Source organism: Mongoliimonas terrestris (assembly GCF_001927285.1).
GTDB lineage: Bacteria > Pseudomonadota > Alphaproteobacteria > Rhizobiales > Pleomorphomonadaceae > Chthonobacter > Chthonobacter terrestris.
The window spans coordinates 1-21,549 of sequence record NZ_MSIG01000015.1; the positions used below are offsets into that span (position 1 = coordinate 1).

22 protein-coding genes are annotated in these 21,549 nt (G+C 70.2%); 11 read left to right on the plus strand and 11 right to left on the minus strand.

The genetic code is table 11. From position 1 onward, the window contains the following. Positions 1-105: 105 nt before the first annotated feature. Genes BUQ68_RS18155 through BUQ68_RS18165 form a run of 3 tightly spaced genes read right to left on the minus strand, consistent with a single transcriptional unit; the run spans position 106 to position 2,487 of the window. The gene (locus BUQ68_RS18155) at positions 106-801 is read right to left on the minus strand and encodes a P-loop NTPase family protein (RefSeq protein WP_075217434.1); all 696 of its coding nucleotides are present in this window, start codon (positions 799-801) and stop codon (positions 106-108) included. Further along, positions 798-1,925 (minus strand): AI-2E family transporter, encoded by a 1,128-nt coding sequence (locus BUQ68_RS18160; RefSeq protein WP_083656695.1) that lies wholly within the window; start codon positions 1,923-1,925, stop codon positions 798-800. The genes BUQ68_RS18155 and BUQ68_RS18160 overlap by 4 nt, the downstream gene beginning before the upstream one ends. Before the next feature lie 16 nt (positions 1,926-1,941). Then, complete coding sequence (locus BUQ68_RS18165) at positions 1,942-2,487, minus strand: CDP-alcohol phosphatidyltransferase family protein (protein ID WP_075217436.1); 546 nt, start codon at positions 2,485-2,487, stop codon at positions 1,942-1,944. Between the two features lie 176 nt (positions 2,488-2,663). Here BUQ68_RS18165 and purM point away from each other — a divergent pair, with 176 nt between their 5' ends. Further along, positions 2,664-3,737, plus strand: coding sequence for a phosphoribosylformylglycinamidine cyclo-ligase (gene purM / locus BUQ68_RS18170; RefSeq protein ID WP_075217437.1), 1,074 nt, complete (start codon positions 2,664-2,666; stop codon positions 3,735-3,737). 19 nt (positions 3,738-3,756) lie between these two features. After that, positions 3,757-4,479 carry a phosphoribosylglycinamide formyltransferase gene (gene purN, locus BUQ68_RS18175; RefSeq protein WP_075217438.1) on the plus strand — a complete coding sequence of 241 codons (723 nt, stop codon included), beginning with the start codon at positions 3,757-3,759 and terminating at the stop codon, positions 4,477-4,479. Between the two features lie 67 nt (positions 4,480-4,546). Here the strand turns inward: purN and BUQ68_RS18180 are convergent, their stop codons facing one another. Continuing rightward, positions 4,547-4,852: a hypothetical protein gene (locus tag BUQ68_RS18180; RefSeq protein ID WP_075217439.1), complete on the minus strand. Its 306-nt coding sequence runs from the start codon at positions 4,850-4,852 to the stop codon at positions 4,547-4,549. Between the two features lie 851 nt (positions 4,853-5,703). Between BUQ68_RS18180 and BUQ68_RS18190 the strand changes: the two genes are divergently transcribed. From BUQ68_RS18190 to BUQ68_RS18200, 3 genes are all read left to right on the plus strand, one after another. Further along, on the plus strand, positions 5,704-6,879 hold the full coding sequence (locus BUQ68_RS18190; protein WP_075217441.1) for an MFS transporter: 1,176 nt from the start codon (positions 5,704-5,706) through the stop codon (positions 6,877-6,879). 146 nt (positions 6,880-7,025) lie between these two features. After that, a complete protein-coding gene (gene rpmG, locus BUQ68_RS18195) occupies positions 7,026-7,193 on the plus strand; it encodes a 50S ribosomal protein L33 (protein WP_075217442.1) in 168 nt (55 codons plus the stop codon). Positions 7,194-7,534: 341 nt separating this feature from the next. Next, positions 7,535-7,870, plus strand: coding sequence for a hypothetical protein (locus tag BUQ68_RS18200; protein WP_075217443.1), 336 nt, complete (start codon positions 7,535-7,537; stop codon positions 7,868-7,870). A gap of 547 nt (positions 7,871-8,417) precedes the next feature. Here BUQ68_RS18200 and BUQ68_RS18205 read toward each other — a convergent pair. After that, positions 8,418-9,788, minus strand: a complete 1,371-nt coding sequence (locus BUQ68_RS18205; protein WP_075217444.1) for a PleD family two-component system response regulator — start codon at positions 9,786-9,788, stop codon at positions 8,418-8,420. 13 nt (positions 9,789-9,801) lie between these two features. Further along, a complete protein-coding gene (locus BUQ68_RS18210; protein ID WP_075217445.1) occupies positions 9,802-10,173 on the minus strand; it encodes a response regulator in 372 nt (123 codons plus the stop codon). Positions 10,174-10,419: 246 nt separating this feature from the next. Between BUQ68_RS18210 and BUQ68_RS18215 the strand changes: the two genes are divergently transcribed. From BUQ68_RS18215 to BUQ68_RS18225, 3 genes are all read left to right on the plus strand, one after another. Continuing rightward, positions 10,420-10,695, plus strand: coding sequence for a DUF3572 domain-containing protein (locus BUQ68_RS18215; protein WP_245293310.1), 276 nt, complete (start codon positions 10,420-10,422; stop codon positions 10,693-10,695). A gap of 69 nt (positions 10,696-10,764) precedes the next feature. Next, the gene (locus tag BUQ68_RS18220) at positions 10,765-11,490 is read left to right on the plus strand and encodes a 3-keto-5-aminohexanoate cleavage protein (RefSeq protein ID WP_075217447.1); all 726 of its coding nucleotides are present in this window, start codon (positions 10,765-10,767) and stop codon (positions 11,488-11,490) included. A 52-nt stretch (positions 11,491-11,542) separates the two neighbouring features. After that, the gene (locus tag BUQ68_RS18225) at positions 11,543-12,841 is read left to right on the plus strand and encodes a DNA polymerase IV (protein ID WP_075217518.1); all 1,299 of its coding nucleotides are present in this window, start codon (positions 11,543-11,545) and stop codon (positions 12,839-12,841) included. Positions 12,842-13,810: 969 nt separating this feature from the next. Here BUQ68_RS18225 and BUQ68_RS18230 read toward each other — a convergent pair. The 3 genes from BUQ68_RS18230 to rocF form a co-directional block, all read right to left on the minus strand. Further along, positions 13,811-14,662 carry an MBL fold metallo-hydrolase gene (locus BUQ68_RS18230; RefSeq protein WP_075217448.1) on the minus strand — a complete coding sequence of 284 codons (852 nt, stop codon included), beginning with the start codon at positions 14,660-14,662 and terminating at the stop codon, positions 13,811-13,813. 221 nt (positions 14,663-14,883) lie between these two features. Beyond that, on the minus strand, positions 14,884-16,095 hold the full coding sequence (gene rocD, locus BUQ68_RS18235; RefSeq protein ID WP_075217449.1) for an ornithine--oxo-acid transaminase: 1,212 nt from the start codon (positions 16,093-16,095) through the stop codon (positions 14,884-14,886). 30 nt (positions 16,096-16,125) lie between these two features. Then, positions 16,126-17,097: an arginase gene (rocF, locus tag BUQ68_RS18240; protein ID WP_075217450.1), complete on the minus strand. Its 972-nt coding sequence runs from the start codon at positions 17,095-17,097 to the stop codon at positions 16,126-16,128. A gap of 139 nt (positions 17,098-17,236) precedes the next feature. Between rocF and BUQ68_RS18245 the strand changes: the two genes are divergently transcribed. Beyond that, positions 17,237-17,662: an Lrp/AsnC family transcriptional regulator gene (locus tag BUQ68_RS18245; protein WP_075217451.1), complete on the plus strand. Its 426-nt coding sequence runs from the start codon at positions 17,237-17,239 to the stop codon at positions 17,660-17,662. Positions 17,663-17,719: 57 nt separating this feature from the next. Here BUQ68_RS18245 and copM read toward each other — a convergent pair whose 3' ends face one another. Beyond that, complete coding sequence (gene copM, locus BUQ68_RS18250) at positions 17,720-18,163, minus strand: CopM family metallochaperone (RefSeq protein WP_075217452.1); 444 nt, start codon at positions 18,161-18,163, stop codon at positions 17,720-17,722. Positions 18,164-18,216: 53 nt separating this feature from the next. Next, positions 18,217-18,654 (minus strand): hypothetical protein, encoded by a 438-nt coding sequence (locus BUQ68_RS23395; RefSeq protein ID WP_139315271.1) that lies wholly within the window; start codon positions 18,652-18,654, stop codon positions 18,217-18,219. Between the two features lie 228 nt (positions 18,655-18,882). Here BUQ68_RS23395 and BUQ68_RS18260 point away from each other — a divergent pair, with 228 nt between their 5' ends. Then, positions 18,883-20,505 carry a fumarate hydratase gene (locus BUQ68_RS18260; protein WP_075217454.1) on the plus strand — a complete coding sequence of 541 codons (1,623 nt, stop codon included), beginning with the start codon at positions 18,883-18,885 and terminating at the stop codon, positions 20,503-20,505. Between the two features lie 375 nt (positions 20,506-20,880). Next, positions 20,881-21,480, plus strand: a complete 600-nt coding sequence (locus BUQ68_RS18265; protein ID WP_075217455.1) for a L,D-transpeptidase — start codon at positions 20,881-20,883, stop codon at positions 21,478-21,480. Positions 21,481-21,549 lie beyond the last annotated feature (69 nt).

The window sequence follows — 21,549 nt, forward strand, 5'->3', positions numbered from 1 at the left end:
TGGTCCGCCTGCGCGGACCATGACGAGGAGGGTGCGGATATATGAACGGGGCGCGGGCGGCGAACGGGAGCGTCGACCGTCCCCATCCGGCGCTGTCCTTGCACCCTAATCCGCGTCGTCGTCCGATCCCTCCGGCGCCAGGATTTCCGTTGCCATGGCGCGGGTGACGCGGCGGCCGCGGGCGAGGCTTTCGCGGTCGAGGGCGTCGACGATGCGGTTGGCGGCGGCGAAGGACCGTTCCATGCGGATGAGGAGGGTGTCGATGATGCCGGCGTCGAGGTCGATCTGGCGGTCGGCGAAGAGCTTCACCAGCACACGGCGGAGGAGGTCGTCGTCCGGCGGGCCGAGGATGGCCGGCTGGGCGGCGCGCAGGCGCGACAGGAGGTCCGGCAGCGTCAGGCCCCAGTCGCTCGGGATCGAATGAGCGGTGATGAGCACCGAGGCGCCGCGGCCGCGGGCGGCGTTGAGGATGTGGAAGAGCGCGGTCTCGTCGAGGGAGGGCTCGTCGGCGTCCTCGACGACGAGGGCGCCGCGGCCGACGAGAGCCGTCGGATCGGTGCCGGCGAGGTCGCTGGCGCGGACGATGGGGGCGTTGCTGCGCTCCGCGAAGGCGCGGGCGAGATGGCTCTTGCCGGACCCGGCCGGGCCGATCAGGAGCACCACGGAGGCCGGCCAGTCGGGCCAGGCGTCCACGAGGGCGGCGGCCTCCTCGTTGGCCTCGCCGACCAGGAAGTCGGCGCGGCCGAGGGCGGCCTCGTGCGGTAGGGAGAGCGGCAGTTGCTTGGGGCGTTGGCCGGTCATTCTCCTGCGGCTCCCTCGCGCGGCATGTCGATGGTCTTCGGCGGCACGGTGACGAGGGGCGGCACGGCGCGGCCCCGGTAGAGGGGGCTTGCCATGTATTGGGCCAGGCCGAAGCGGAGGAGGACGCTGACGGCGGTGGCGGCCGGCACGGCGATCAGCATGCCGACGAAGCCGAACAGGGTGCCGAAGGCGAAGAGCGCGAACATCAGCCAGACCGGGTGCAGGCCGACGCTGCCGCCGACGAGCTTGGGCTGCAGGATGTTGCCCTCGATGAACTGGCCGACGGCGAACACGGCGGCGACCACCAGCACCCAGGTCCAGTCCGGATAGAACTGCACGATGGCGACGCCGATGGCGATGCCGCCGCCGATGATGGACCCGACATAGGGAATGAAGCTGATGACGCCGGCGAACATGCCGATGAGGAGCGCGAAGTTGAGCCCGGTCAGCGTCAGCCCGATGGCGTAGAAGAGGCCGAGCAGCGTTGAGACCGCCACCTGGCCGCGCACGAAGTTGGAGACGCCCTGGTCCATCTCGCGGGCGAGCCGGCGGATGGTGGGCTGGTGGTCGCGCGGCAGCCAGCCGTCCACGGTGGCGACCATGCGGTCCCAGTCGAGCAGCATGTAGAAGGCGACCACGGGGGTGACGACGAGGAGCGACACGACCGAGAGGAGCGCCTGCCCGCCGTTCCAGATCGACGAGAAGATGCGCATGATCCAGGCGCCGCCCTGGTTCACCACCTCGCCGAGCGAGCCCTTCATCTCCTCCGGCGAGAGGCGGAGCAGCTCGGTCAGCCGGGTGCCGGCGGTGTCGTTCACGAAGCCCTGGAGGCGGTTCATGTAGTCGGGCAGGCGGGCCATGAAGGCGGCGAGCTGGTTGCCGAGCACCGGCACCACGACGATCAGCATGATGACCGCGACGAGGACGAAGAGGACCAGCATCAGGACGGTGGCGAGGAGGCGGGAGAGGCCCGCCCGCTCCAGCCGGTCGGCCACCGGGTCGAGCAGGTAGGCGAGCGCCATGCCGGCCACGAAGGGCAGGAGGATGCCGGAGAAGACATAGAGGAAGAGGCCGAGCCCGACGGCGGCCAGGACCCAGAAGAGGATGGTGGACCTCAGTGTCACGCGCGGGTGCTCCGTTTCACGGCCGGCTCGGCTCGCCCATATGGCGGATCCATCCGATGAGGTAGGCCGCGGCGGAGACGACAGTCAAGGCGGCGACCACCCAGATGAGGACGTCGGTCATCGGCGCGAGCCGATAGTGGAAGGCGAGATCGGCGAGCGCCACCGCGGCGAACAGGATCTGGGCGGCGGTGTTGGCCTTGGAGACGAGGAGCGGCTCGATGCGCACCGGCCGGCCGATCGCCAGCGACACCATGACGGCGCCGACGATGAGGATGTCGCGGCTGACGACGAGCACGGCGAGCCAGCGCGGCACGTAGCCGGTGACCGCGAGCGTTATGTAGATGCAGACGAGGAGCGCCTTGTCGGCGATCGGATCGAGGTAGCGGCCGAGCTCGCTCGCCTGGCTCGGGAAGGTGCGGGCGATGGCGCCGTCGATGCCGTCGGAGATGCCTGCCGCTACGAACACCGCGAACGCCCAGCCGTAGGCGCCTTCCAGGAGAAGGAGCACCAGGGCCGGCACGGCGATGAGCCGGGCGAGGGTGATCAGGTTGGGCAGGGTCACGGGGGTTGCGAGGGGCGCCGCGTCTGGAGGGATCCGATCCCTCATGTGGCAGCGCGCGGGGCGGATGTGAAGGGCGGCCCGGACGGCGGCGGATCGGCGATTGCGCCTTGCCAAAGCCGCCGGTTTCAGGTTTGTGCCGTTCCGATGACCCGCCGCATAAAAGGACGACGCGGACGATGAGCGACGACAACCGCCGCAACGGCCTCACCTACCGGGACGCGGGCGTCGACATCGACGCCGGCAACGCCCTCGTGGAACGGATCAAGCCGCTGGTGAAGGCGACCCGCCGGGTGGGCGCCGACGCGGACATCGGCGGCTTCGGCGGTCTGTTCGACCTCAAGGCCTGCGGCTTCAAGGACCCGGTGCTGGTGGCCGCCAACGACGGCGTCGGCACCAAGCTGCGCGTCGCCATCGAGGCCGACCGTCACGACACGGTCGGCATCGACCTCGTCGCCATGTCGGTGAACGACCTGGTGGTGCAGGGCGCCGAGCCGCTGTTCTTCCTCGACTATTTCGCCACGGGCAAGCTCTCGGTCGACACCGCCGCCAGCGTGGTGGCGGGGATCGCGGACGGCTGCCGGCAGGCCGGCTGCGCGCTGATCGGCGGCGAGACGGCCGAGATGCCGGGCATGTACGCGGACGGCGACTACGACCTCGCGGGCTTTGCCGTGGGCGCGGTGGAGCGCGGCGACATCCTGCCGAAGCCGGACGTCGGCGCCGGCGACGTGATCCTCGGGCTCGCCTCCTCGGGCGTCCACTCCAACGGCTATTCGCTGGTGCGCAAGGTTGTGGAGCGCGCCGGGCTCTCCTACGCGGATCCGGCGCCGTTCGCGCCCGGCACGAGCCTCGGCGCGGCGCTGTTGACGCCGACGCGCATCTACGTGAAGCCGCTCCTCGCCGCCCTCCGCGAGACCGGCGCCATCAAGGCGCTCGCCCACGTGACCGGCGGCGGCTTCGTGGACAACATCCCGCGCGTGCTGCCCGCCGGCACCTCGGCGGCGATCGACCTCGACGCCGTGCCGGCTCTGCCGGTGTTCGGCTGGCTCGCCCGCACCGCCGGGATCGATCAGGCCGAGATGGTGCGCACCTTCAACTGCGGCATCGGCATGATCGTGGTGACCGCCGCGGCGGACGCGGACCGGGTGGCGGCCGTGCTCTCCCGCGAGGGCGAGACGGTGGTGCGCCTCGGCAGCCTCGTCGCCGACGAGGCCCGGCCGCGCACGCTCTTCGACGGCAGCCTTTCGCTCTGACGGGCGGCGGAGACGCGCGATGACGGCCGCCACGCCCTCCCCTTCCACGTCCGGTTCTTCGCACTCCGGTCCTTCGACGTCCGGCCGGCGGCGGGTGGGCGTGCTCCTGTCGGGACGGGGGTCCAACATGCGGGCGCTCCACGCGGCGACGCTGACGCCGGGCTTTCCGGCGGAGATCGTGGCCGTGGTGTCCAACCGGGCGGACGCCGGCGGGCTCGCCTTTGCCGCGGAGGCCGGCATCGCGACCGCGACGGTCGATCACCGGGCCTTCGCGGACCGGGAGAGCTTCGACCGGGCGGTGGACGCGGAACTTGCCCGCCAGGGGGTGGAGCTGATCACGCTCGCCGGCTTCATGCGGATCTTCTCGCCCTGGTTTCCGGCCCGCTGGAACGGCCGGATGATCAACATCCACCCGTCGCTGCTGCCCAACTACAAGGGCCTCCACACCCACGCCCGCGCCCTCGCCGACGGGGTGCGGATCGCCGGCTGCACGGTGCACTACGTGACGGCGGACCTCGACGCCGGGCCGATCATCGCCCAGGCGGCCGTGCCGGTGCTGCCCGGCGACACGCCGGACAGCCTCGCCGCCCGGGTGCTCGTCGCCGAGCACAGGCTCTATCCGCACGCGCTCCGGCTGGTGGCCGGCGGTGCCGCGTGGCTGGAGGGCGAGACGGTGGCCTACGACCCGGCCGTCGCGCACGCGGACGCCGAGCGGATGATCGTCCCGCCGCTGCCGGGCTGAGACGGGGCGCGGGCGGTTCGTGCGCGGGCGCGAGACCAGTCGGTGAGTGGGCGCGCGGGCGGGGCCCTCAGCCCTTGAAGCAGGCTGCGATGGCAGCCTTCAGCGCCTGGTCCTGCTGGGCCGTGAGGCCGCCCGACCGCGGCTGGTCGAAGCTTGAGCCTTCCACGCCCTTCATGGCCGTGCGGCTGGCGCAGCGGCAGTCCTCCACCATGGACGCGCGCCGGACATCCTTCACGGCGAACTGGCGGTAGATGCACGTGTCGAGAAGCTGCCGCTCCAGCGCCTCCCGGGAGATCGGGGCCGCGTGGACGGGCGACCAGACGCCGAGGGTGGACGCAAGGCCGAGGGCAAGAAAAAGGCGTTTCCGCATCATGATTGGGGCTCGGGAGGATTCGACGGCGCCGCTTCGCCGCGCCCGAGGTTTACAAGGCGCGGCGGGGAACGCAATCGGCTGTTCGCGGAGGATGGGTGTGGGGTGGGCGATGCGGGGTGGGCGGGTGCGGTGAGGTTGGCGGCGGCGAAGGCGGTGAAGGTGACCCTTCAACGCTCACGGGAGGACGTCACCCCGGCGAAGGCCGGGGTCCAAACGAAGGCGGGGGGATCCGCGCCGGTTCGGGGCCGGACCGTCGGCTGGATCCCGGCTTTCGCCGGGATGACGGGTGAGGGTTGGGATGAATTCTGGCTTTCACCGGGGTAATGGCTGAGGGTTGGGGGGGTTCTGGATGAGCGCTACGTCCCGCCCTCACCCACACGATCGTCATGGTCCGCGGAGGCGGACCAGCCACGCATTCCTGGCGCGGTCGGAATGCGTGGGTGGTCCGGCTGAACCGGACCATGACGAGGGGGGTGGGGCGGCACCGGTCCCGCCTCTCCTGATCGTTGCCGACTGGTCGCCCGAATGCGTGGGTGGTCCGCCTGCGCGGACCATGACGAGGGCGGTGGGTGTGGAGGGGGCGGTGCGTCTCCGGTTCCTCGCTCGTTACCGCTTTCGTCCGCCCCCCTCTCCTCCCTCGTCATGGTCCGCGGAGGCGGACCAGCCACGCATTCCTGGCGCGGTTGGAAAGCGTGGGTGGTCCGCCTGCGCGGACCATGACGATCACGGAGGGGGCGGCGGGCGGCTTGGTGAACGGTGGGGTGGTTTGACAGGAGGGGGGGAGTGCTGGCCTATGCTGCGTCCCCGCCCGGCAGCCGCCGATCGGGTCATGACCGTTCGGATGCCATTCGATGACCGCCCTCCCCGCAGCGCCCCTCGACCGCACGCGCCTCATCGGCATCGCGGCGGCCATTTCGGCGACCACGGCGGTGGGTACGTCGCTGGGGCTGGGGTTGCCGCTGCTGGCGATCACGCTGGAGAGCCGGGGCGTTTCCAGCTCCACGATCGGGCTCAACACCGCCATGGCGGGCGTGGCGGCGCTGGCGGTGACGCCGTTCGTGGCGCGGATCGCGCGGGCGGTGGGCGCGGCGCAGCTGCTGCTCGTGTCGCTGGTGATCGCCACCTTGAGCTTTCCGCTCTTCTTCGCGGCGCCGGACCTCTGGATGTGGTTCCCGCTCCGGCTCGTCTTCCACGGCTCGATCACCTTCGCCTTCGTGCTGTCGGAGTTCTGGATCAACGCGCTCGCGCCCGACGGGCGGCGCGGGCTGATCCTCGGCATCTATGCCACCGTCCTGTCGCTCGGCTTCTCGGTGGGGCCGATCGTGCTCGGGCTTGTGGGAACGGAGGGCTTCCTGCCGTTCGCGCTCGGCACCCTCGTGCTCGGCCTCTCCAGCGTGCCGGTGCTGTTCGCCCTCAAGGCCAATCCGGCCATGGAGGAAGCGCCGCGCGGCAATTTCCTGCGCTATCTGACGCTGGTGCCGCTCGCCACCTTCGCGGGCTTCGCCTTCGGGTCGACGGACAGCGGCGTCCTCGGCTTCATCGCCCTCTACGGGCTTCGGCTCGGCTACGACACGGCCGGCGCGGCGCTTCTCGTCACGGCGGTGGCGCTCGGCAACGTGGTGTCGCAGATCCCGCTCGGACTCCTGGCCGACAAGGTGGACCGGCGCAAGCTGCTTGCCGCCATCGCGGGGGTGGCCACGCTCGGCATGGCGCTGCTGCCGGCCGTCTCCGGCGATCGCTGGGCGACGTTCGCGCTTCTCACCGTGTGGGGCGGCGTGGTGGCGGGGCTCTACACCGTGGGACTGGTGCACCTCGGCGCCCGGCTGAAAGGCTCGGATCTGGCCGCCGCCAACGCGGCCTTCGTGTTCATGTACGCGCTCGGCATGCTGGTGGGGCCGGCCCTCGTCGGCGCGGGCATGGACGTGTGGGATCCGCACGGGCTTGCGGTGGTGCTGGCGGTCATCCTCGCCGCCTACACGGCGCTGGCGCTCTGGCGCATCGCCACCACGGCCAACCGCAATCTCTGAGCGGCGGACGACCGGCCCGCCGGACGAAGCTTTCTTGACATTCGGCCCGTTTCGACTAGGTTGCCGGCCGATCAGACTCCGCCCGAACGGCGGGGTCCGGCCGTGACGGCCGTCCCCAGATTGCACCGAACAAGGAATAGGGCGCCATGGCCAAGGCGACGACCATCAAGATCAAGCTCATCTCGACCGCCGACACCGGCTACTTCTACGTGACGAAGAAGAACAGCCGCACGATGACCGAGAAGCTGACGATGAAGAAGTACGACCCGGTTGCCAAGAAGCACGTCGACTTCAAGGAAGCCAAGATCAAGTGAGGTCCCGGCCTCCGGGCCGAACGGATCCGCGATCGTCGAGGGAAGCCGCCGCAAGGCGGCTTTTTTCATGGGCGCCGCGGCTGTTCTTTTCCGGCTCGTGAAGGTCGGACTCGTCCGACCTTCACGAGCGTTACGGCCTGACCGGCCGGCGCCCGGTCGGGCTTGGTAAAGGGGACCACGCGGAGGGCGGCTTTTTCGTCAATTGCCACGCAATTTACGCAATCGATCGACGGATCCGCAACAGGCGCCGGGGCATGCTCGGCGAACGCCTGGGACGTCCGGTTGGCGGATGTCCGGCGGATCCGGCGAAGGGCGCAGCCCGGCCGGTGGGGGAATACCGCATGAAAGCTTCTCTGACGCTGGTCGCCGCGGCGGCCGGCCTTCTCGTCGCCGCCGGCGCGGCCCGGGCCGAGGACCTGACGTTCACGCTCATCAACGGCACCAACTCCACGCTGACCGAGTTCTACACCTCCCCGACGGACGTGGAGAACTGGGAGCAGGACGTGTTCGGCAAGGGCGTGCTGCCGCCGGGCCACGAGGTGGAGATCACCATCGCGGACGGCCGGTCGGTGTGCGACTACGACATGCGCTTCGTGTTCGATCCGGACAGCGACCTGGACGTGACCGAGGACACCCAGAACCTCTGCGAGATGGGCAGCTACACGATTCACGAGTGAGACGGCCTGACCGGCCGGCGCCCGTTCGGACTTGCCTGCGCTTGTGGAATCCCGACGAGTCGGGATTTCACGAGTTCGGTATGAGGGCTGGAGCGACCGGCCGGCTCCGGACGCAGAAAAGCCCCGCATGGCGTCGGGGCTTTTCCTCGGAGCATGACGGGTCCGGACCTCACCGGGTCCGATGGCGGCGGACCGGCAAGGGTGTGGCCGGTCGGTTGCGGATCAACGAGGAGGCCACTCTTCCCGCAACCGACCGGACCTGCCCCACGGACTCAGGAGATGCGGCGGACCTGAGCGAACCGCGGGGACCTTTTGAGAAACGGCAGCTGTTCGAAAGTGGAACTCGCGTCGCCGACCGCTTCTTCTTGATCCGAACCTAGATTCGCCAGCCGAAAAGCACAACGCCGACATATGAATTGAGTCGAATTGGATCCAGTCTTAGTGAACCGTTAAGGTAAACGACTTGGATCCGGACGCCATTCGCGGCCGAAGATCGGCAACAACGCTTCAGGTGATGGCGGCGGGGGGCGAGCGGGCGCGCCTTCGCTCAGGCGGCGGCGGCGACGACGCGGTTGCGGCCTTCGCGCTTGGCCTGGTAGAGCGCGAGGTCGGCGCGCTTCAGCATGGCCTCGGGCGTGTCGCCGGCCGGGTTCAGCGAGGCGATGCCGATCGAGATGGTGACGTTGAGGAGCTTGGTGCCGCCGGCGATGCGGAAGGGCTCGCCGGCGATGCGCTGGCGCAGGCGCTCGGCCACCATGTGGGCGAGCTCGCCGTCGGTCTCCGGCATGGCGACGACGAATTCCTCGCCGCCGAACCGGCAGGCAAGGTCGATGCCGCGCACGTTCTTGCGCACCCGCTTGGCGAATTCGCGGAGCACGTCGTCGCCGGCGTCGTGGCCGTGGGTGTCGTTGACGGCCTTGAAGTGGTCGATGTCGACGACGAGGACGGCGAGTTCGCGAGCGCGGGCGAGCGACTGCTCGACGAGGGCCGACAGGTGGCTTTCCAGGTAGCGGCGGTTGTGGAGGCCGGTGAGGCTGTCCACCAGGGCCATTTCCATGGTCTGGGCGACGTTGTCGCGCAGCTTGTCCGTGTAGCGCTTGCGGCGGACCTGGGTGCGGACGCGGGCGAGCAGCTCCTGGCGGTCGATGGGCCGGACCAGGTAGTCGTTGACGCCGAGGTCGAGGCCGCGGAGGAGCCGCGCGTTGTCCTCCGGCTCGGCGACGAGCAGGATGGGCAGCATGCGCGTGCGCTCCAGCGAGCGGAGCTGGGAGCAGAGGCGGAGCGCGTCGTAGTCGGCGAGCGAGATCGACACGATGACGAGGTCGTAGTTGCCCTCCGCGGCGCGGAACAGGGCCTCCTGCGGTTCGCCCTCCACGTCGACGCGGTTCTCCACGCCGAGGCCCTGGGCGATGCGCTCCGACGAGGACGCGCGGTCGTCCACCACGAGGACGCGGCCGGGCTCCTTGCGGGTGAGGTCGGCGAGGCTGAACCCCTCCTCCATGCCGAGGCCGCCCTGCATGGCGCGGATATGCAGCTCGTCGGTCAGCATCTTGAGGCGGACGAAGCTCTTCACGCGGGTGATGAGCGCGAGGTCGCTGACCGGCTTGGTGAGGAAGTCGTCGGCGCCGGCTTCAAGGCCGCGCACCCGGTCGGACGCCTGGTCGAGCGCCGTCACCATGATGACGGGGATGTGCATCAGGGCGGGGGTGTTCTTGATGCGGCGGCAGGTCTCGAAGCCGTCGAGGCCGGGCATCATGGCGTCGAGGAGGACGATGTCGCACGGCGAGCGCGCCAGCAGGTCCAACGCATCCTGGCCGGACGTGGCGGTCCGGACGTCGAAATACTCGGCCGACAGGCGGGCTTCGAGCAGCTTGACGTTGGCGAGGATGTCGTCGACGACGAGGACGCGAGCGGTCATACGGGTACGAGCCTCATCCTTCTCCGAGATAGGCGCGCACCGTTTCCAGGAACTTGGAGACGGAGATGGGCTTGGAGATATAGGCCTCGCAGCCGCCCTGGCGGATGCGCTCCTCGTCTCCCTTCATGGCGAAGGCCGTGACGGCGATCACCGGGATGGCCCTCAGCTCGTCGTCCTCCTTGATCCACTTGGTGACCTCCAGGCCGGAGACCTCCGGCAGCTGGATGTCCATCAGGATGAGGTCGGGCTTGTGGGCGCGGGCCAGATCGAGCGCCTCGATCCCGTTGCGGGTCTGAATCGTGCGATAGCCATGCGCTTCCAGGAGGTCATGGAAGAGCTTCATGTTCAGTTCGTTGTCCTCGACGATGAGAACCGTCTTCGCCATGCATCTGCTCTTCCGCCCACGCGAATGGGCTTTCTGGCTGTAAACGCACACGCGGCCGAGGGTCTCGCCCAAGGACGCACGAACCGATCGTACCGCTCCGCATACACGTGGGTTAAAGTCCGTCCCGAAGGTACGGACACGTCGATACAAATGATCAACGCCCGGACATTCATGATATGTGCAGCAGCCTACTCGGGATTCCTTACGTAAACGCAAACGGTAGGACCGATGCGGAAAATTAACCGATTGTCGCGCGAGGGTGCGGAGGCCATTGCAATTTCGGGCCTGCAGTTCCTCGTGGAAAACCCGGATGCACTCGGCCGTTTCCTCGCCCTGACCGGAATCGGGCCAGGGGACATCCGGGCGGCCGCGCAGGAGCCGGGTTTCCTCACCGGCGTACTCGAATTCTATCTTGAGGACGAGTCCTTGTTGCTGGCCTTCGCGGCATCCCAGTCGATCCGTCCCATGATGATCGCCGCCGCCCGCCTCGTGTTGTCGCCGGAGGACAGCGAACTCTCCTGACATATACGGTCAGGAGAGGGCGTTAGTGTCCGGTCTCCTCGTCAAATCAAAGTGATGGATGGTGGTTCGATGATCCAGGCAGCGCTGAACGGCGGCCGCAGCCGCCGCTTCCACTCCGCCGTGCCCTGTTCGCCGGCGGAGATCGCCCGGGAGGCCGCGGCGGTGGTGGCGGCGGGGGCCGGATCGCTGCACATCCACCCGCGCGACCGGGAGGACCGGGAGAGCCTCGACCCGGACGTGATCGCCTCGGCGCTCGAAGCCGTGCGGCAGGCGGTGCCGGGAACGCCCGTGGGCGTTTCCACGGGCGCCTGGATCCCGCCCGGCGGCGCGGCCCGCCACGACGCCATCCGGGCCTGGACGGTGCTGCCGGACTATGTGTCGGTGAACCTGATGGAGCCGGACAGCGCCGCCGTGATCGCGCTCGCGCTCCAGCGCGGCATCGGCGTGGAGGCGGGCGTGTGGTCGCCGGCGGACGTGGACCTTCTGGCCGCCCATCCGGACGCGGGACGCTGCCTGCGGCTTCTCGTCGAGATCAACGAGCAGGATGTGGGCGAGGCGCTTGCCGCCTTCCGGGCGACGCTGGCGCGGGCGGACCATCACGGGCTGACGCTGCCGGTGCTGGCGCACGGGATGGACGCGGGCTTCTGGCCGGTGCACGCCGCCGCCATGGCGCTGGGGCTCGACACCCGCGCGGGGCTGGAGGATTGCGTGTTCCTGCCGAACGGGGCGCTTGCGCGCGACAACGCGGACGCGATTGCCGCCGCCCTCGCCTTCCGGCACGATCGCGAGACCTGATCCTCCGGGAGGGCCGCCGACCGCCGTGCCGACCGAGACGCCCGCCCCTGCCCTGTCCGATCCGGCTCCCGCCGCGCCCTTGGGCGTCTGCCGGGACTGCCTGACGCCGGCGCCGGCGGAAGGGCGGCGCTGCGCGGCGTGCGGCAGCCCGCGGCTGCTGCGCCACCCGGAACTTGCCGCCCTCTCCATCGCCCATGTGGACTGCGATGCCTTCTACGCGGCGATCGAGAAGCGCGACGATCCCTCGCTCACCGACAAGCCGGTCATCATCGGCGGCGGCCGGCGGGGCGTCGTCTCCACCTGCTGCTACATCGCACGGATCGAGGGCGTCCGCTCGGCCATGCCCATGTTCAAGGCGCTGAAGGCCTGCCCGAACGCGGTGGTGATCAAGCCCGACATGGAGAAGTACGCCCGGGTCGGCCGCGAGGTGCGGCAGATGATGCTGGACCTGACGCCGCTGGTGGAGCCGCTGTCCATCGACGAGGCCTTCCTGGACCTTTCCGGCACGGAGCGCCTGCACGGCGGCATCCCGGCGGTGACGCTGGCGCGGTTCGCCCGGCGGGTGGAGAGGGAGATCGGCATCACGGTGTCGGTGGGTCTCGCGCCCAACAAGTTCCTCGCCAAGATCGCCTCGGACCTCGACAAGCCGCGCGGCTTCACGGTGATCGGCCGGGCCGAGGCCGCCGCCTTCCTGGCGCCGCGGCCGGTGACGACCATCTGGGGCGTCGGCGCGGCGTTTTCGGCCAAGCTCGCCGGGGATGGCATCCGCACGGTGGGCGACCTCCAGGGCAAGAGCGCCGCCGACCTCGCGCGCCGCTACGGCGCCATGGGGCTCCGGCTCGCCAAGCTGGCGCACGGGGTGGACGACCGGAAGGTGGACCCGACGTCGAAGCGTAAGAGCGTCGGCGCGGAGACCACGTTCGACGACGACCTCGCCGCGCTGGCGGACCTCCGCCCCATCCTGCGGCGCCTGTCGGAGAAGGTGGCGGCACGCCTGAAGGCGCTCCACATCGCCGGACGGTCGGTGACGCTGAAGCTGAAGACGCAGGACTTCCGGATCGTCACCCGCTCGCGCACGCTGGCGGATCCGACCCAGTTGGCGGACCGGATCTTCCAGGCGGCGGACGACCTTCTGGCCAAGGAGCCGCCGGGGCCGAAATACCGGCTGATCGGCGTGCAGGTGGCGGAGCTGGAGGGCGACCGGCTGGCCGATCCGGCCGACCTCGTCGACCCCGGCGCCGCCCGCAAGGCGGCGGCGGAGCGGGCGATGGACAGCGTGCGGGCGAAGTTCGGCGTGAAGGCGGTGGAGACGGGGCTGGTGTTCGACGCGCGGCGGAAGAGGGAGCGGTGAGGGGGCGGGTGAGCGGGTGCGGGCTTTCGCCGGGATGACGGTGGAGGACGGGTCGGGTCCGGAGGGTGGCTTGGTTCGGATGATCGGGCGGTTCACGTCCCCAGGTCGTCACCCCGGCGAACGCCGGGGCCCAACCGACGGCGGCTACGACCGTGCCGGTGCGCATGGGACGCGGACGGTTGGATCCCGGCTTTCGCCGGGATGACGGTGGAGGATGGGATGACGGTGGAGGATGGGATGGTGGGATGACGGTGGGGATTGGGATGACGGTGGAGGACGGGTCGGGTCTGGAGGGTGGCTTGGTTCGGATGATCGGGCGGTTCACGTCCCCAGGTCGTCACCCCGGCGAACGCCGGGGCCCAACCGACGGCGGCCACGACCGTGCCGGTGCGCATGGGACGCGGACGGTTGGATCCCGGCTTTCGCCGGGATGACGGTGGAGGATGGGATGACGGTGGAGGATGGGATGGTGGGATGACGGTGGGGATTGGGATGACGGTGGAGGACGGGTCGGGTCTGGAGGGTGGCTTGGTTCGGATGATCGGGCGGTTCACGTCCCCAGGTCGTCACCCCGGCGAACGCCGGGGCCCAACCGACGGCGGCCACGACCGTGCCGGTGCGGATAGGACGCGGACGGTTGGATCCCGGCTTTCGCCGGGATGACGGTGGGGATTGGGATGACGGTGGAGGACGGGTCGGGTCTGGAGGGTGGTTTGGTTCGGATGATCGGGCGGTTCACGTCCCCAGGTCGTCACCCCGGCGAACGCCGGGGCCCAACCGACGGCGGCCACGACCGTGCCGGTGCGGATAGGACGCGGACGGTTGGATCCCGGCTTTCGCCGGGATGACGGTGGAGGATGGGATGACGGTTGGGGGGACGGGAGGACGGTGGCGGACGAATGACGGTGGGGGACGGGAGGACGGTGGGGGACGGGATGGTGGAGGATGGGTCGGGTCTGGAGGGTGGCTTCATGACGTTGCCGACACCAGGTCCTCCGCCGGCTGGCCGCCGAGGATGTGGAGTTCGCCGGCGTCGTGGCTGCAGAAGATGGTGATGCCGGCGTCGGGGGCGTTGGCGAGGGCACGGAGCCGTTGCTGGTTCTCCAGGCGGGCGTCCTTGTCGACGTTCATCAGGTCCTGGTAGGCGCGCATGCCCGGCGGGCAGGTGCGGTCGGGACCGTGGATCTCGCCGTGGAAGAAATAGGCGTCGCCGGCGTGGAGCAGCCAACGGCCGTCGGTGTGCACCGCCACCCCTGCGTGGCCGGCGGTGTGGCCGGCGAGCGGGACGAGCAGGATGTCGGACGGCAGGCCCTCCAGGTCGCGGACGGCGGGAAAGCCCATCCAGTTCTCGCCGGTTGCCGCGTAGGGACGCCAGTTCGTGGTGGCCGCCCACTGGGTCTGCCGGTAGCGGCGACGGGCGACGAAGCCGCGCGCGTGCTCGGCCGAATGAAGCTCGTCGGCCATCAGGTGCACGGTGGCGTGGGGGAAGTCCGAAAGGCCGCCGGCGTGGTCGAAGTCGAGGTGGGTGAGCACGATGTGGCGCACGTCGCGGGCGTCGAAGCCGAGCCGCTCCACCTCGCCGAGGGCGGTGTAGCGCCGCTGCAGCTTGATGTTGTTCATGCGGCGGAAGAGGCCGCTCAGCCGGTCGGGACGGCGCACGTCGCCGGTGCCGAAGCCGGTGTCGACGAGCACCAGGCCGGCTTCGCTCTCGATCAGCAGGCAGTGGCAGACGAGAGAGGCCGTCGCGCCCCGGCTTCGCCCGTCGAACCAGGCGCCGCCGATGGGGCACATGCAGCCGCAGTTGAGATGATGGACCCGCACCGTTCGGCCTCCCTTGGCTCCCGCACCCCATGGTGGATGCGCCGCACCTTTGGGCGGTGCTGCGCATCCGCCTGGTGCCTTGAAGCGGGAACGATGGAGGAGTCGGGTTGTTCCGCCGGAACACCCGGCCGGCGGCAGCAGGACGGCCGCGGCGGGTCGCGCCCGAGGTGCGGGCGCGACGGGGCTTTTCAGGAATGCACCGACTGGCCGGCCAGGGTTGCTCAGCCGGCGGCGGTGAGCACCGCGCGGATCCGCTCCAGCGCCCAGTCCACCTCGTCCTTGGTGATGACGAGCGGCGGGGCGATGCGGATGGTGTGGCCGTGGGTGTCCTTGGCGAGGACGCCCTTGGCGCGGAGCGCCTCCACATGGCGGCGGGCGCCGTCGGCCTCCGTGTGGAGTTCCACCGCCAGCATCAGGCCGCGGCCGCGCACGTCCTTGACGAGGTTGGAGCGGATGCCCTGGAGCTCGGTGCGGAAATAGTCGCCGAGGCGGGCGGAGTTCTCGACCATGTCCTCCTCCACCAGCACCTTCAGCGCCGCCCGGGCGACCGCGCAGGCGAGCGGGTTGCCGCCGAAGGTGGAGCCGTGCTGGCCGGGCTGGAGGGTGCCGAGCACGTCGGTGTTGGAGAGGACGGCCGACACTGGGTAGAAGCCGCCGGAAAGCGCCTTGCCGACGAGGGTGACGTCGGCGACGATGCCCTCGTGCTCCTCGGCGAGGAGCTTGCCGGTGCGGCCGAGGCCGGTCTGGATCTCGTCGAGGATGAGCGTCACCCGGTGGGCGGTGCAGATCTCGCGGACGCGCTTGAAATAGCCGGCCGGCGGGATGATGACGCCCGCCTCGCCCTGGATGGGCTCCACCAGGAAGCCGACCGTGTTCGGCGTGATGGCGGCCTCCAGCGCGTCGGCGTCGCCGAACGGCACCACCTTGTAGCCGGGCGTGAAGGGGCCGAAGCCGCCGCGCGCGTCCGGATCGGTGGAGAAGGACACGATGCCGAGGGTGCGGCCGTGGAAATTGTCGGCGCAGACGATGATCTCCGCCTGGTTCTCCGCGACGCCCTTCACCTCGTAGCCCCACTTGCGGACGGCCTTGACGGCGGTCTCCACCGCCTCGGCGCCGGAGTTCATGGGCAGCACCTTGTGGCTGTCCGTGAGGGCGGCGATCTCCTCGTAGAGGAGCGCCAGCTGGTCGGAACGGAAGGCGCGGGAGGTGAGCGTGAGCCTGCCGGCCTGCTCCACCATGGCGGCGAGGATCTTCGGGTGGCAGTGGCCCTGGTTCACCGCCGAATAGGCGGAGAGGCAGTCGAGGTAGCGGTTGCCGTCCGTGTCCCACACCCAGACCCGTTCGCCGCGGGTCAGCACCACGTCGAGGGGCTTGTAGTTGTGGGCGCCGAGCCGGTGCTCGATCTGGATGAAGTCCTTGGCGTGGAGGGTCATGGGCTTGGCTCCGGTTGGGCTCGGCTCCGGTCAGGCGGGCTGGCGGTGGAGGACGGTGAGCCCGAAGAGGCTCGCGGTGAGGTCGGCGACGAGGCGGGCGGTGCGGCCGCGCTCGTCGAGGAAAGGGTTGAGCTCGACGAGGTCGAGGGAGCCGAGGAGGCCGCTGTCGTGGATCATCTCCATGACGAGGTGGGCCTCCCGGTAGGTGGCGCCGCCCATGACGGCGGTGCCGGTGCCGGGCGCCAGCGACGGGTCGAGGACATCCGCGTCGAAGCTGACGTGCAGGTGGACGTTGCGGGCCTTCAGCCGGGCGAGGATGCGGCCGAGCGGGGCGGCGATGCCCTCCTCGTCGATCTGGCGCATGTCCACCACCTCGACGCCGTGGTCGGCGAGGGCGCGGCGCTCCTCCCGGTCGACGGAGCGCACGCCGAAGAGGGACACGTTGGCCGGCGACACGCGGACGAGGCCCTCGTCGCCGGCGAGCGGCGCGAGGCTGGCGTCGCCGGTGAGATAGGCGAGCGCCATGCCGTGCATGTTGCCGGACGGGGTGGTGGCGGGGGTGTTGTAGTCCGCGTGGGCGTCGAGCCAGAGCACGGCGAGCTCGCGGTTCGCCTCGCGGCAGGCGCGGGCGACGCCCGAGATGGTGCCCATGGAGAGCGAATGGTCGCCGCCCATGAAGACCGGGATGCCGCCGGCCGCCGTCATGGCGTGCGCCTCGTCGTGGATGGCGCGGGTCCAGGCGGTGATCTCGGCGAGGTTGCGGCAGCGGGTGGCGGCCGCGGGGTCCATGGGCGGAACGACCGGCACCGGCGGGGTCATGTCGCCGCGGTCGTCGACCCGGTAGCCGAGGTCGGCGAGGAGGGCCGGCAGGCCGGCGGTGCGCAGGGCCGCCGGGCCCATCAGCGTGCCGGCGGTGCCGGCGCCGCGCTCCGACGGGATGCCGAGAAGGCTGACCCGGCTCTCGCGGAACCCGTTCGGAAATCCACCCTCGTGCTTCGTCATCCCCGTCACCCGCCGTCGTGCCCCGTGTTGAAGAGGAGCCAAGGGTGAGGCTTGACGGTGTCAACGAAAAGCCAGCAGTGTGCTGCAGATTGCTCACGATCCTGACGTTTCGTCAGGGTTGGCTGACGGAGGGCGCGCCTTGGACCTGGACGAGACCGACCGGCGGCTGATCGCGGAGCTGCGCGACGACGCGCGCCTGCCGGCGGCGACCCTTGCCCGGCGCCTGGGCGTGAGCCGGGGGACGGTGCAGAACCGGATCGACCGGCTGGTGGCCGCCGGGGTGGTCCTCGGCTTCACGGTGCGGGTGCGGGGCGACGTTGAGGCCGGGCGGATCCGGGCGATCACGGCGCTGGAGGTGCGCTCGGCGGACCTCAAGCTGGTGATCGCGGCGCTGAAGCGGCTGCCGGACGTCGCCCGCATCCACTCCACCAACGGGCGCTGGGACCTCGTGGTGGAGGTGAACGCGGGCGATCTCGCCAGCCTCGACCGGACGCTGCACGACATGCGGGCGATCCGGGGCGTGTCGCTGTCGGAGACGAGCATCCTGTTGTCGGAGATGACGTGAGGATGGAGGCGGCGCGGGGGGATCGGGTCCGCCCGGGCCTCAGTCGTGGAAGGGCCGCTACTGGACGCCCTTGGCCTTCAGCCAGGCGCGCATGGAGGCGACCTCCGCCTCCTGGGCCTTGATGATGGTCTCGGCGAGCGCGCGGTTCTCCGCGTCCTTGCCGTACTGAAGGAGGATGCGGGCCATGTCGATGGCGCCCTCGTGGTGGGCGATCATGCCGCGCACGAAATCGACGTCCGGGTCGCCGGAGTATTCGATGTCCATGGCGGCGTGCATGCGGGCGTTGGCCGCGCGGAAGGCCTCCGACGACGGGCCGGTGTCGCCCTTCGGCGCGCCCATGCCGGGCATGGCGCCGCCGCCGTGGCCGGCGTGCGGGTCCATGGGCATGGCGGCGGGGGCGTCGTGACCGCCGTGGCCGCCGTGCTGCATCTGGGCGGCGGCGGGCGTCAGGGCGAGGCCGAGCGCCACGGCGCCGGCGGTGACGGTGTTGAGAAGGGTCATGGATCTGTCCTCGATAGGGTCTCGACGATGCGCCGGGTGATGCGGCGCGGGTGTCAGACGGGCGATCGAGGCGGCGGGTCCGGGCGGTCCGGCTCGATGCCGGGCAGCGCGCCGGAGAGCGCGGGGCCGACCCGGAGGCGGGTGACGGGCGCGTCGTCGTTGGCGGCGGAGACGGCCGGGAGGGTGACGCAGACGGCGCAGACGCAGGCGTCGGCGCACGGGGCGGGACTGGTGGGCGAAGGGTCGTCCGGAGAGGCCGCCGACGGGTGGGCGATCGCGGCGGGCCGAGACGTCGCGCCGTGGTGGTGGGCGGCGTGGGCGGCGGCCATGCGGTGAGTGGTCGGGTGGGCCGTCGCGGGAGATGGCGCCAGGGTCCGGTGCAGGCACGGTCCGCCCGGTCCGCCCGCGTGGGCGTGCGCCGGGCCGAAGCCGATCCCGAGGGCGACGGCGAGCACGACGAGACGGAGGACGAGGGCGCGGATCGATGCCAAGGGCGGCGGGCTCCGGTGCGAAGGGCGACGCCGCGAACCGGCCGGCGCCCTCTCCCCTCATGTAGACCCCGAAGGCGGCGGCGCCAAGACCGCCCTCTCCCGCCGAAGGTCGTGGCCGCCCCGGCTTGGCGCAGTGCGGCAAAGGGACTAAACCCGGCTGATCGGGCGCCGATCAGGCGCCGCCTGCCCTTTCCTCCCTGCCCGTTCTCCTGAGGAGTGAGCCAGCCCATGTCCGAGCCTCTCGTCGATACCGGCCTCTTTCCGCTCGCGCCCGACGCCACGCCCTACCGCAAGCTGACGGACGACTTCGTGTCGACGGCGACGTTCGAGGGCGAGGAGATCCTGAAGGTGGAGCCGGAGGCGCTGCGGCTTCTGGCCGAGGCGGCCTTCATCGACATCAACCACCTGCTCCGGCCGGGCCACCTGGCGCAGCTGACCAAGATCCTGGACGATCCGGAGGCGACGTCGAACGACAAGTTCGTCGCCTACGATCTCCTGAAGAACGCCAACATCGCGGCGGGCGGCGTGCTGCCCATGTGCCAGGACACCGGCACCGCCATCGTGATGGGCAAGAAGGGCCGAAGGGTCTGGACCAGGGGCGGCGACGAGCACGCCGTCTCGCGCGGGGTGCTGGACGCCTACCTGAAGAAGAACCTCCGCTACAGCCAGCTGGCGCCCGTCTCCATGTTCGAGGAGCGGAACACGCGCAACAACCTGCCGGCGCAGATCGACATCTACGCGGAGGGCGAGGACGCCTACAAGTTCCTCTACGTCGCCAAGGGCGGCGGATCGGCCAACAAGACCTTCCTGTTCCAGGGCACCCCGTCGCTGCTCACCCACGACCGGATGATCGCCTTCCTGAAGGAGAAGATCCTCACCCTCGGCACCGCCGCCTGCCCGCCCTATCACCTGGCGATCGTGATCGGCGGCACCTCGGCGGAGATGACGCTGAAGACGGTGAAGCTCGCCTCCACCCGCTACCTGGACGGCCTGCCGACCCAGGGCTCCGAGCAGGGCCACGCCTTCCGCGACCTTGCCATGGAGGAGGAGATCTTCAAGGCAACCCAGGCGACCGGCGTCGGCGCCCAGTTCGGCGGCAAGTACTTCTGCCACGACGTGCGCGTGGTGCGCCTGCCCCGGCACGGCGCCTCGCTGCCGATCGGCATCGGCGTCTCCTGCTCGGCGGACCGGCAGGCCATGGGCAAGATCACCCGCAGCGGCGTCTACCTGGAGGAGCTGGAGCACAATCCGGCCAAGTACCTGCCCGAGGTGGACGATACGACCCTCGGCGGCGATGTGGTGCAGGTGGACCTGACCCGGCCGATGGCGGAGATCCTGAAGACGCTGTCGGCCTATCCGATCAAGACGCGGCTGTCGCTGACCGGGCCGCTGATCGTCGCCCGCGACCTCGCCCACGGCAAGCTGCGCGAGCGGCTGGAGAGCGGTGAGCCGCTGCCGGATTATTTCAAGAACCACCCGGTCTACTACGCCGGCCCGGCGAAGACGCCGGAGGGCTACGCGTCCGGGTCGTTCGGGCCGACCACCGCGGGCCGCATGGACGCCTATGTGGACCAGTTCCAGGCGGCCGGCGGCTCCATGGTGATGCTCGCCAAGGGCAACCGCTCCAAGGCGGTGCGGGACGCCTGCCACAAGTACGGCGGCTTCTACCTCGGATCGATCGGCGGCCCGGCGGCCCGCCTCGCGCAGGACTGCATCAAGCACGTGGAAGTGGTTGAATTTGCAGAACTTGGCATGGAAGCCGTGTGGAAGATCGACGTGGTCGACTTCCCGGCCTTCATCGTGGTGGACGACAAGGGCAACGACTTCTTCCAGGCGCTGAACCTCGGCTGATATGCCGCCTTCGGGCCGCCGGCGTGATTCGCCGGCCGCCCCGGCGAGGCGGGGTCATGACGGCTGGAATGCGCCATGATCGGCCGCAATCCGATCGCGCGCGGACGGGATCCTCCGTCGTTCAGACAGGTCTACGGCACTGAATTCCTGAGCCGTGGGCCTCTCTGTGGCGGATCGGCAACAGGGAGAACCGCCGGCCGACGGAAAATGCGGTCCGGCTCGGTTCGTTGTTGAATCCGTAACCAGCCGGGCGCCATCGTCTCCTCGAAGCGGCACTGGATGGACGGCGGCGGTGGTCACCTCTCACGGGGTGGGACTCGCCCTGACCTTGGCCGCTCCCATCTTCGGCCCCTCTTCCTTTCGGTGCGTACATCCATGCGCAAGCTTCTTCTCACCACGGCGGGCGCCTTTCTGGCGATCCTCGCGGCGGCCGGATCGGCCACCGCCCAGGAGGCGACCACCAAGCGCTATTACGATCCGGCGTCCGGCTCCTTCGAGACCATCGTGGTCCGTCCGAAGCGCCAGACCGCCAACCCGGTCCCGCGCGAGGTCATCAGCTACGAGGGGCCCTACAAGAAGGGCACCATCGTGGTGAACACGGAGGAGCGTCGGCTCTACTACGTGCTCGGCGACGGCAAGGCGCTGAAGTACGGCATCGGCGTCGGCCGCCCGGGCTTCACCTGGGCCGGCACCCACTCGATCACCCGCAAGGCCGAATGGCCGGGCTGGACACCGCCGCCGGCCATGCGCAAGCGCCAGCCGGACCTGCCCTACCACATGCCGGGCGGCCCGGATAACCCGCTCGGCGCGCGGGCCATGTACCTCGGCTCGACCATCTACCGCATCCACGGAACCGCCGAGCCCTGGACCATCGGCCAGGCGGTCTCGTCCGGCTGCATCCGCATGACCAACGACGACGTGGCCCACCTCTACGAGCAGGTCGGCGTCGGCACCAAGGTCATCGTCGTCCGCTGAGGCGGGATGATCGAGCGTTCGAAACGACAAAGGGACCGGTGATCGCCGGTCCCTTTTTTTGTCAGTCGG

Excerpts from the sequence above, each read along its gene's own strand:
- purN (WP_075217438.1), top strand. The coding sequence starts at position 3,757 with ATGACGGCCGCCACGCCCTCCCCTTCCACGTCCGGTTCTTCGCACTCC.
- copM (WP_075217452.1), bottom strand. The coding sequence starts at position 18,163 with ATGACCCTTCTCAACACCGTCACCGCCGGCGCCGTGGCGCTCGGCCTC.
- BUQ68_RS18205 (WP_075217444.1), bottom strand. The coding sequence starts at position 9,788 with ATGACCGCTCGCGTCCTCGTCGTCGACGACATCCTCGCCAACGTCAAG.
- BUQ68_RS18220 (WP_075217447.1), top strand. The coding sequence starts at position 10,765 with ATGATCCAGGCAGCGCTGAACGGCGGCCGCAGCCGCCGCTTCCACTCC.
- purM (WP_075217437.1), top strand. The coding sequence starts at position 2,664 with ATGAGCGACGACAACCGCCGCAACGGCCTCACCTACCGGGACGCGGGC.
- BUQ68_RS18200 (WP_075217443.1), top strand. The coding sequence starts at position 7,535 with ATGAAAGCTTCTCTGACGCTGGTCGCCGCGGCGGCCGGCCTTCTCGTC.
- rocF (WP_075217450.1), bottom strand. The coding sequence starts at position 17,097 with ATGACGAAGCACGAGGGTGGATTTCCGAACGGGTTCCGCGAGAGCCGG.
- rpmG (WP_075217442.1), top strand. The coding sequence starts at position 7,026 with ATGGCCAAGGCGACGACCATCAAGATCAAGCTCATCTCGACCGCCGAC.
- rocD (WP_075217449.1), bottom strand. The coding sequence starts at position 16,095 with ATGACCCTCCACGCCAAGGACTTCATCCAGATCGAGCACCGGCTCGGC.
- BUQ68_RS18155 (WP_075217434.1), bottom strand. The coding sequence starts at position 801 with ATGACCGGCCAACGCCCCAAGCAACTGCCGCTCTCCCTACCGCACGAG.
- BUQ68_RS18180 (WP_075217439.1), bottom strand. The coding sequence starts at position 4,852 with ATGATGCGGAAACGCCTTTTTCTTGCCCTCGGCCTTGCGTCCACCCTC.
- BUQ68_RS18190 (WP_075217441.1), top strand. The coding sequence starts at position 5,704 with ATGACCGCCCTCCCCGCAGCGCCCCTCGACCGCACGCGCCTCATCGGC.
- BUQ68_RS18210 (WP_075217445.1), bottom strand. The coding sequence starts at position 10,173 with ATGGCGAAGACGGTTCTCATCGTCGAGGACAACGAACTGAACATGAAG.
- BUQ68_RS18265 (WP_075217455.1), top strand. The coding sequence starts at position 20,881 with ATGCGCAAGCTTCTTCTCACCACGGCGGGCGCCTTTCTGGCGATCCTC.
- BUQ68_RS18260 (WP_075217454.1), top strand. The coding sequence starts at position 18,883 with ATGTCCGAGCCTCTCGTCGATACCGGCCTCTTTCCGCTCGCGCCCGAC.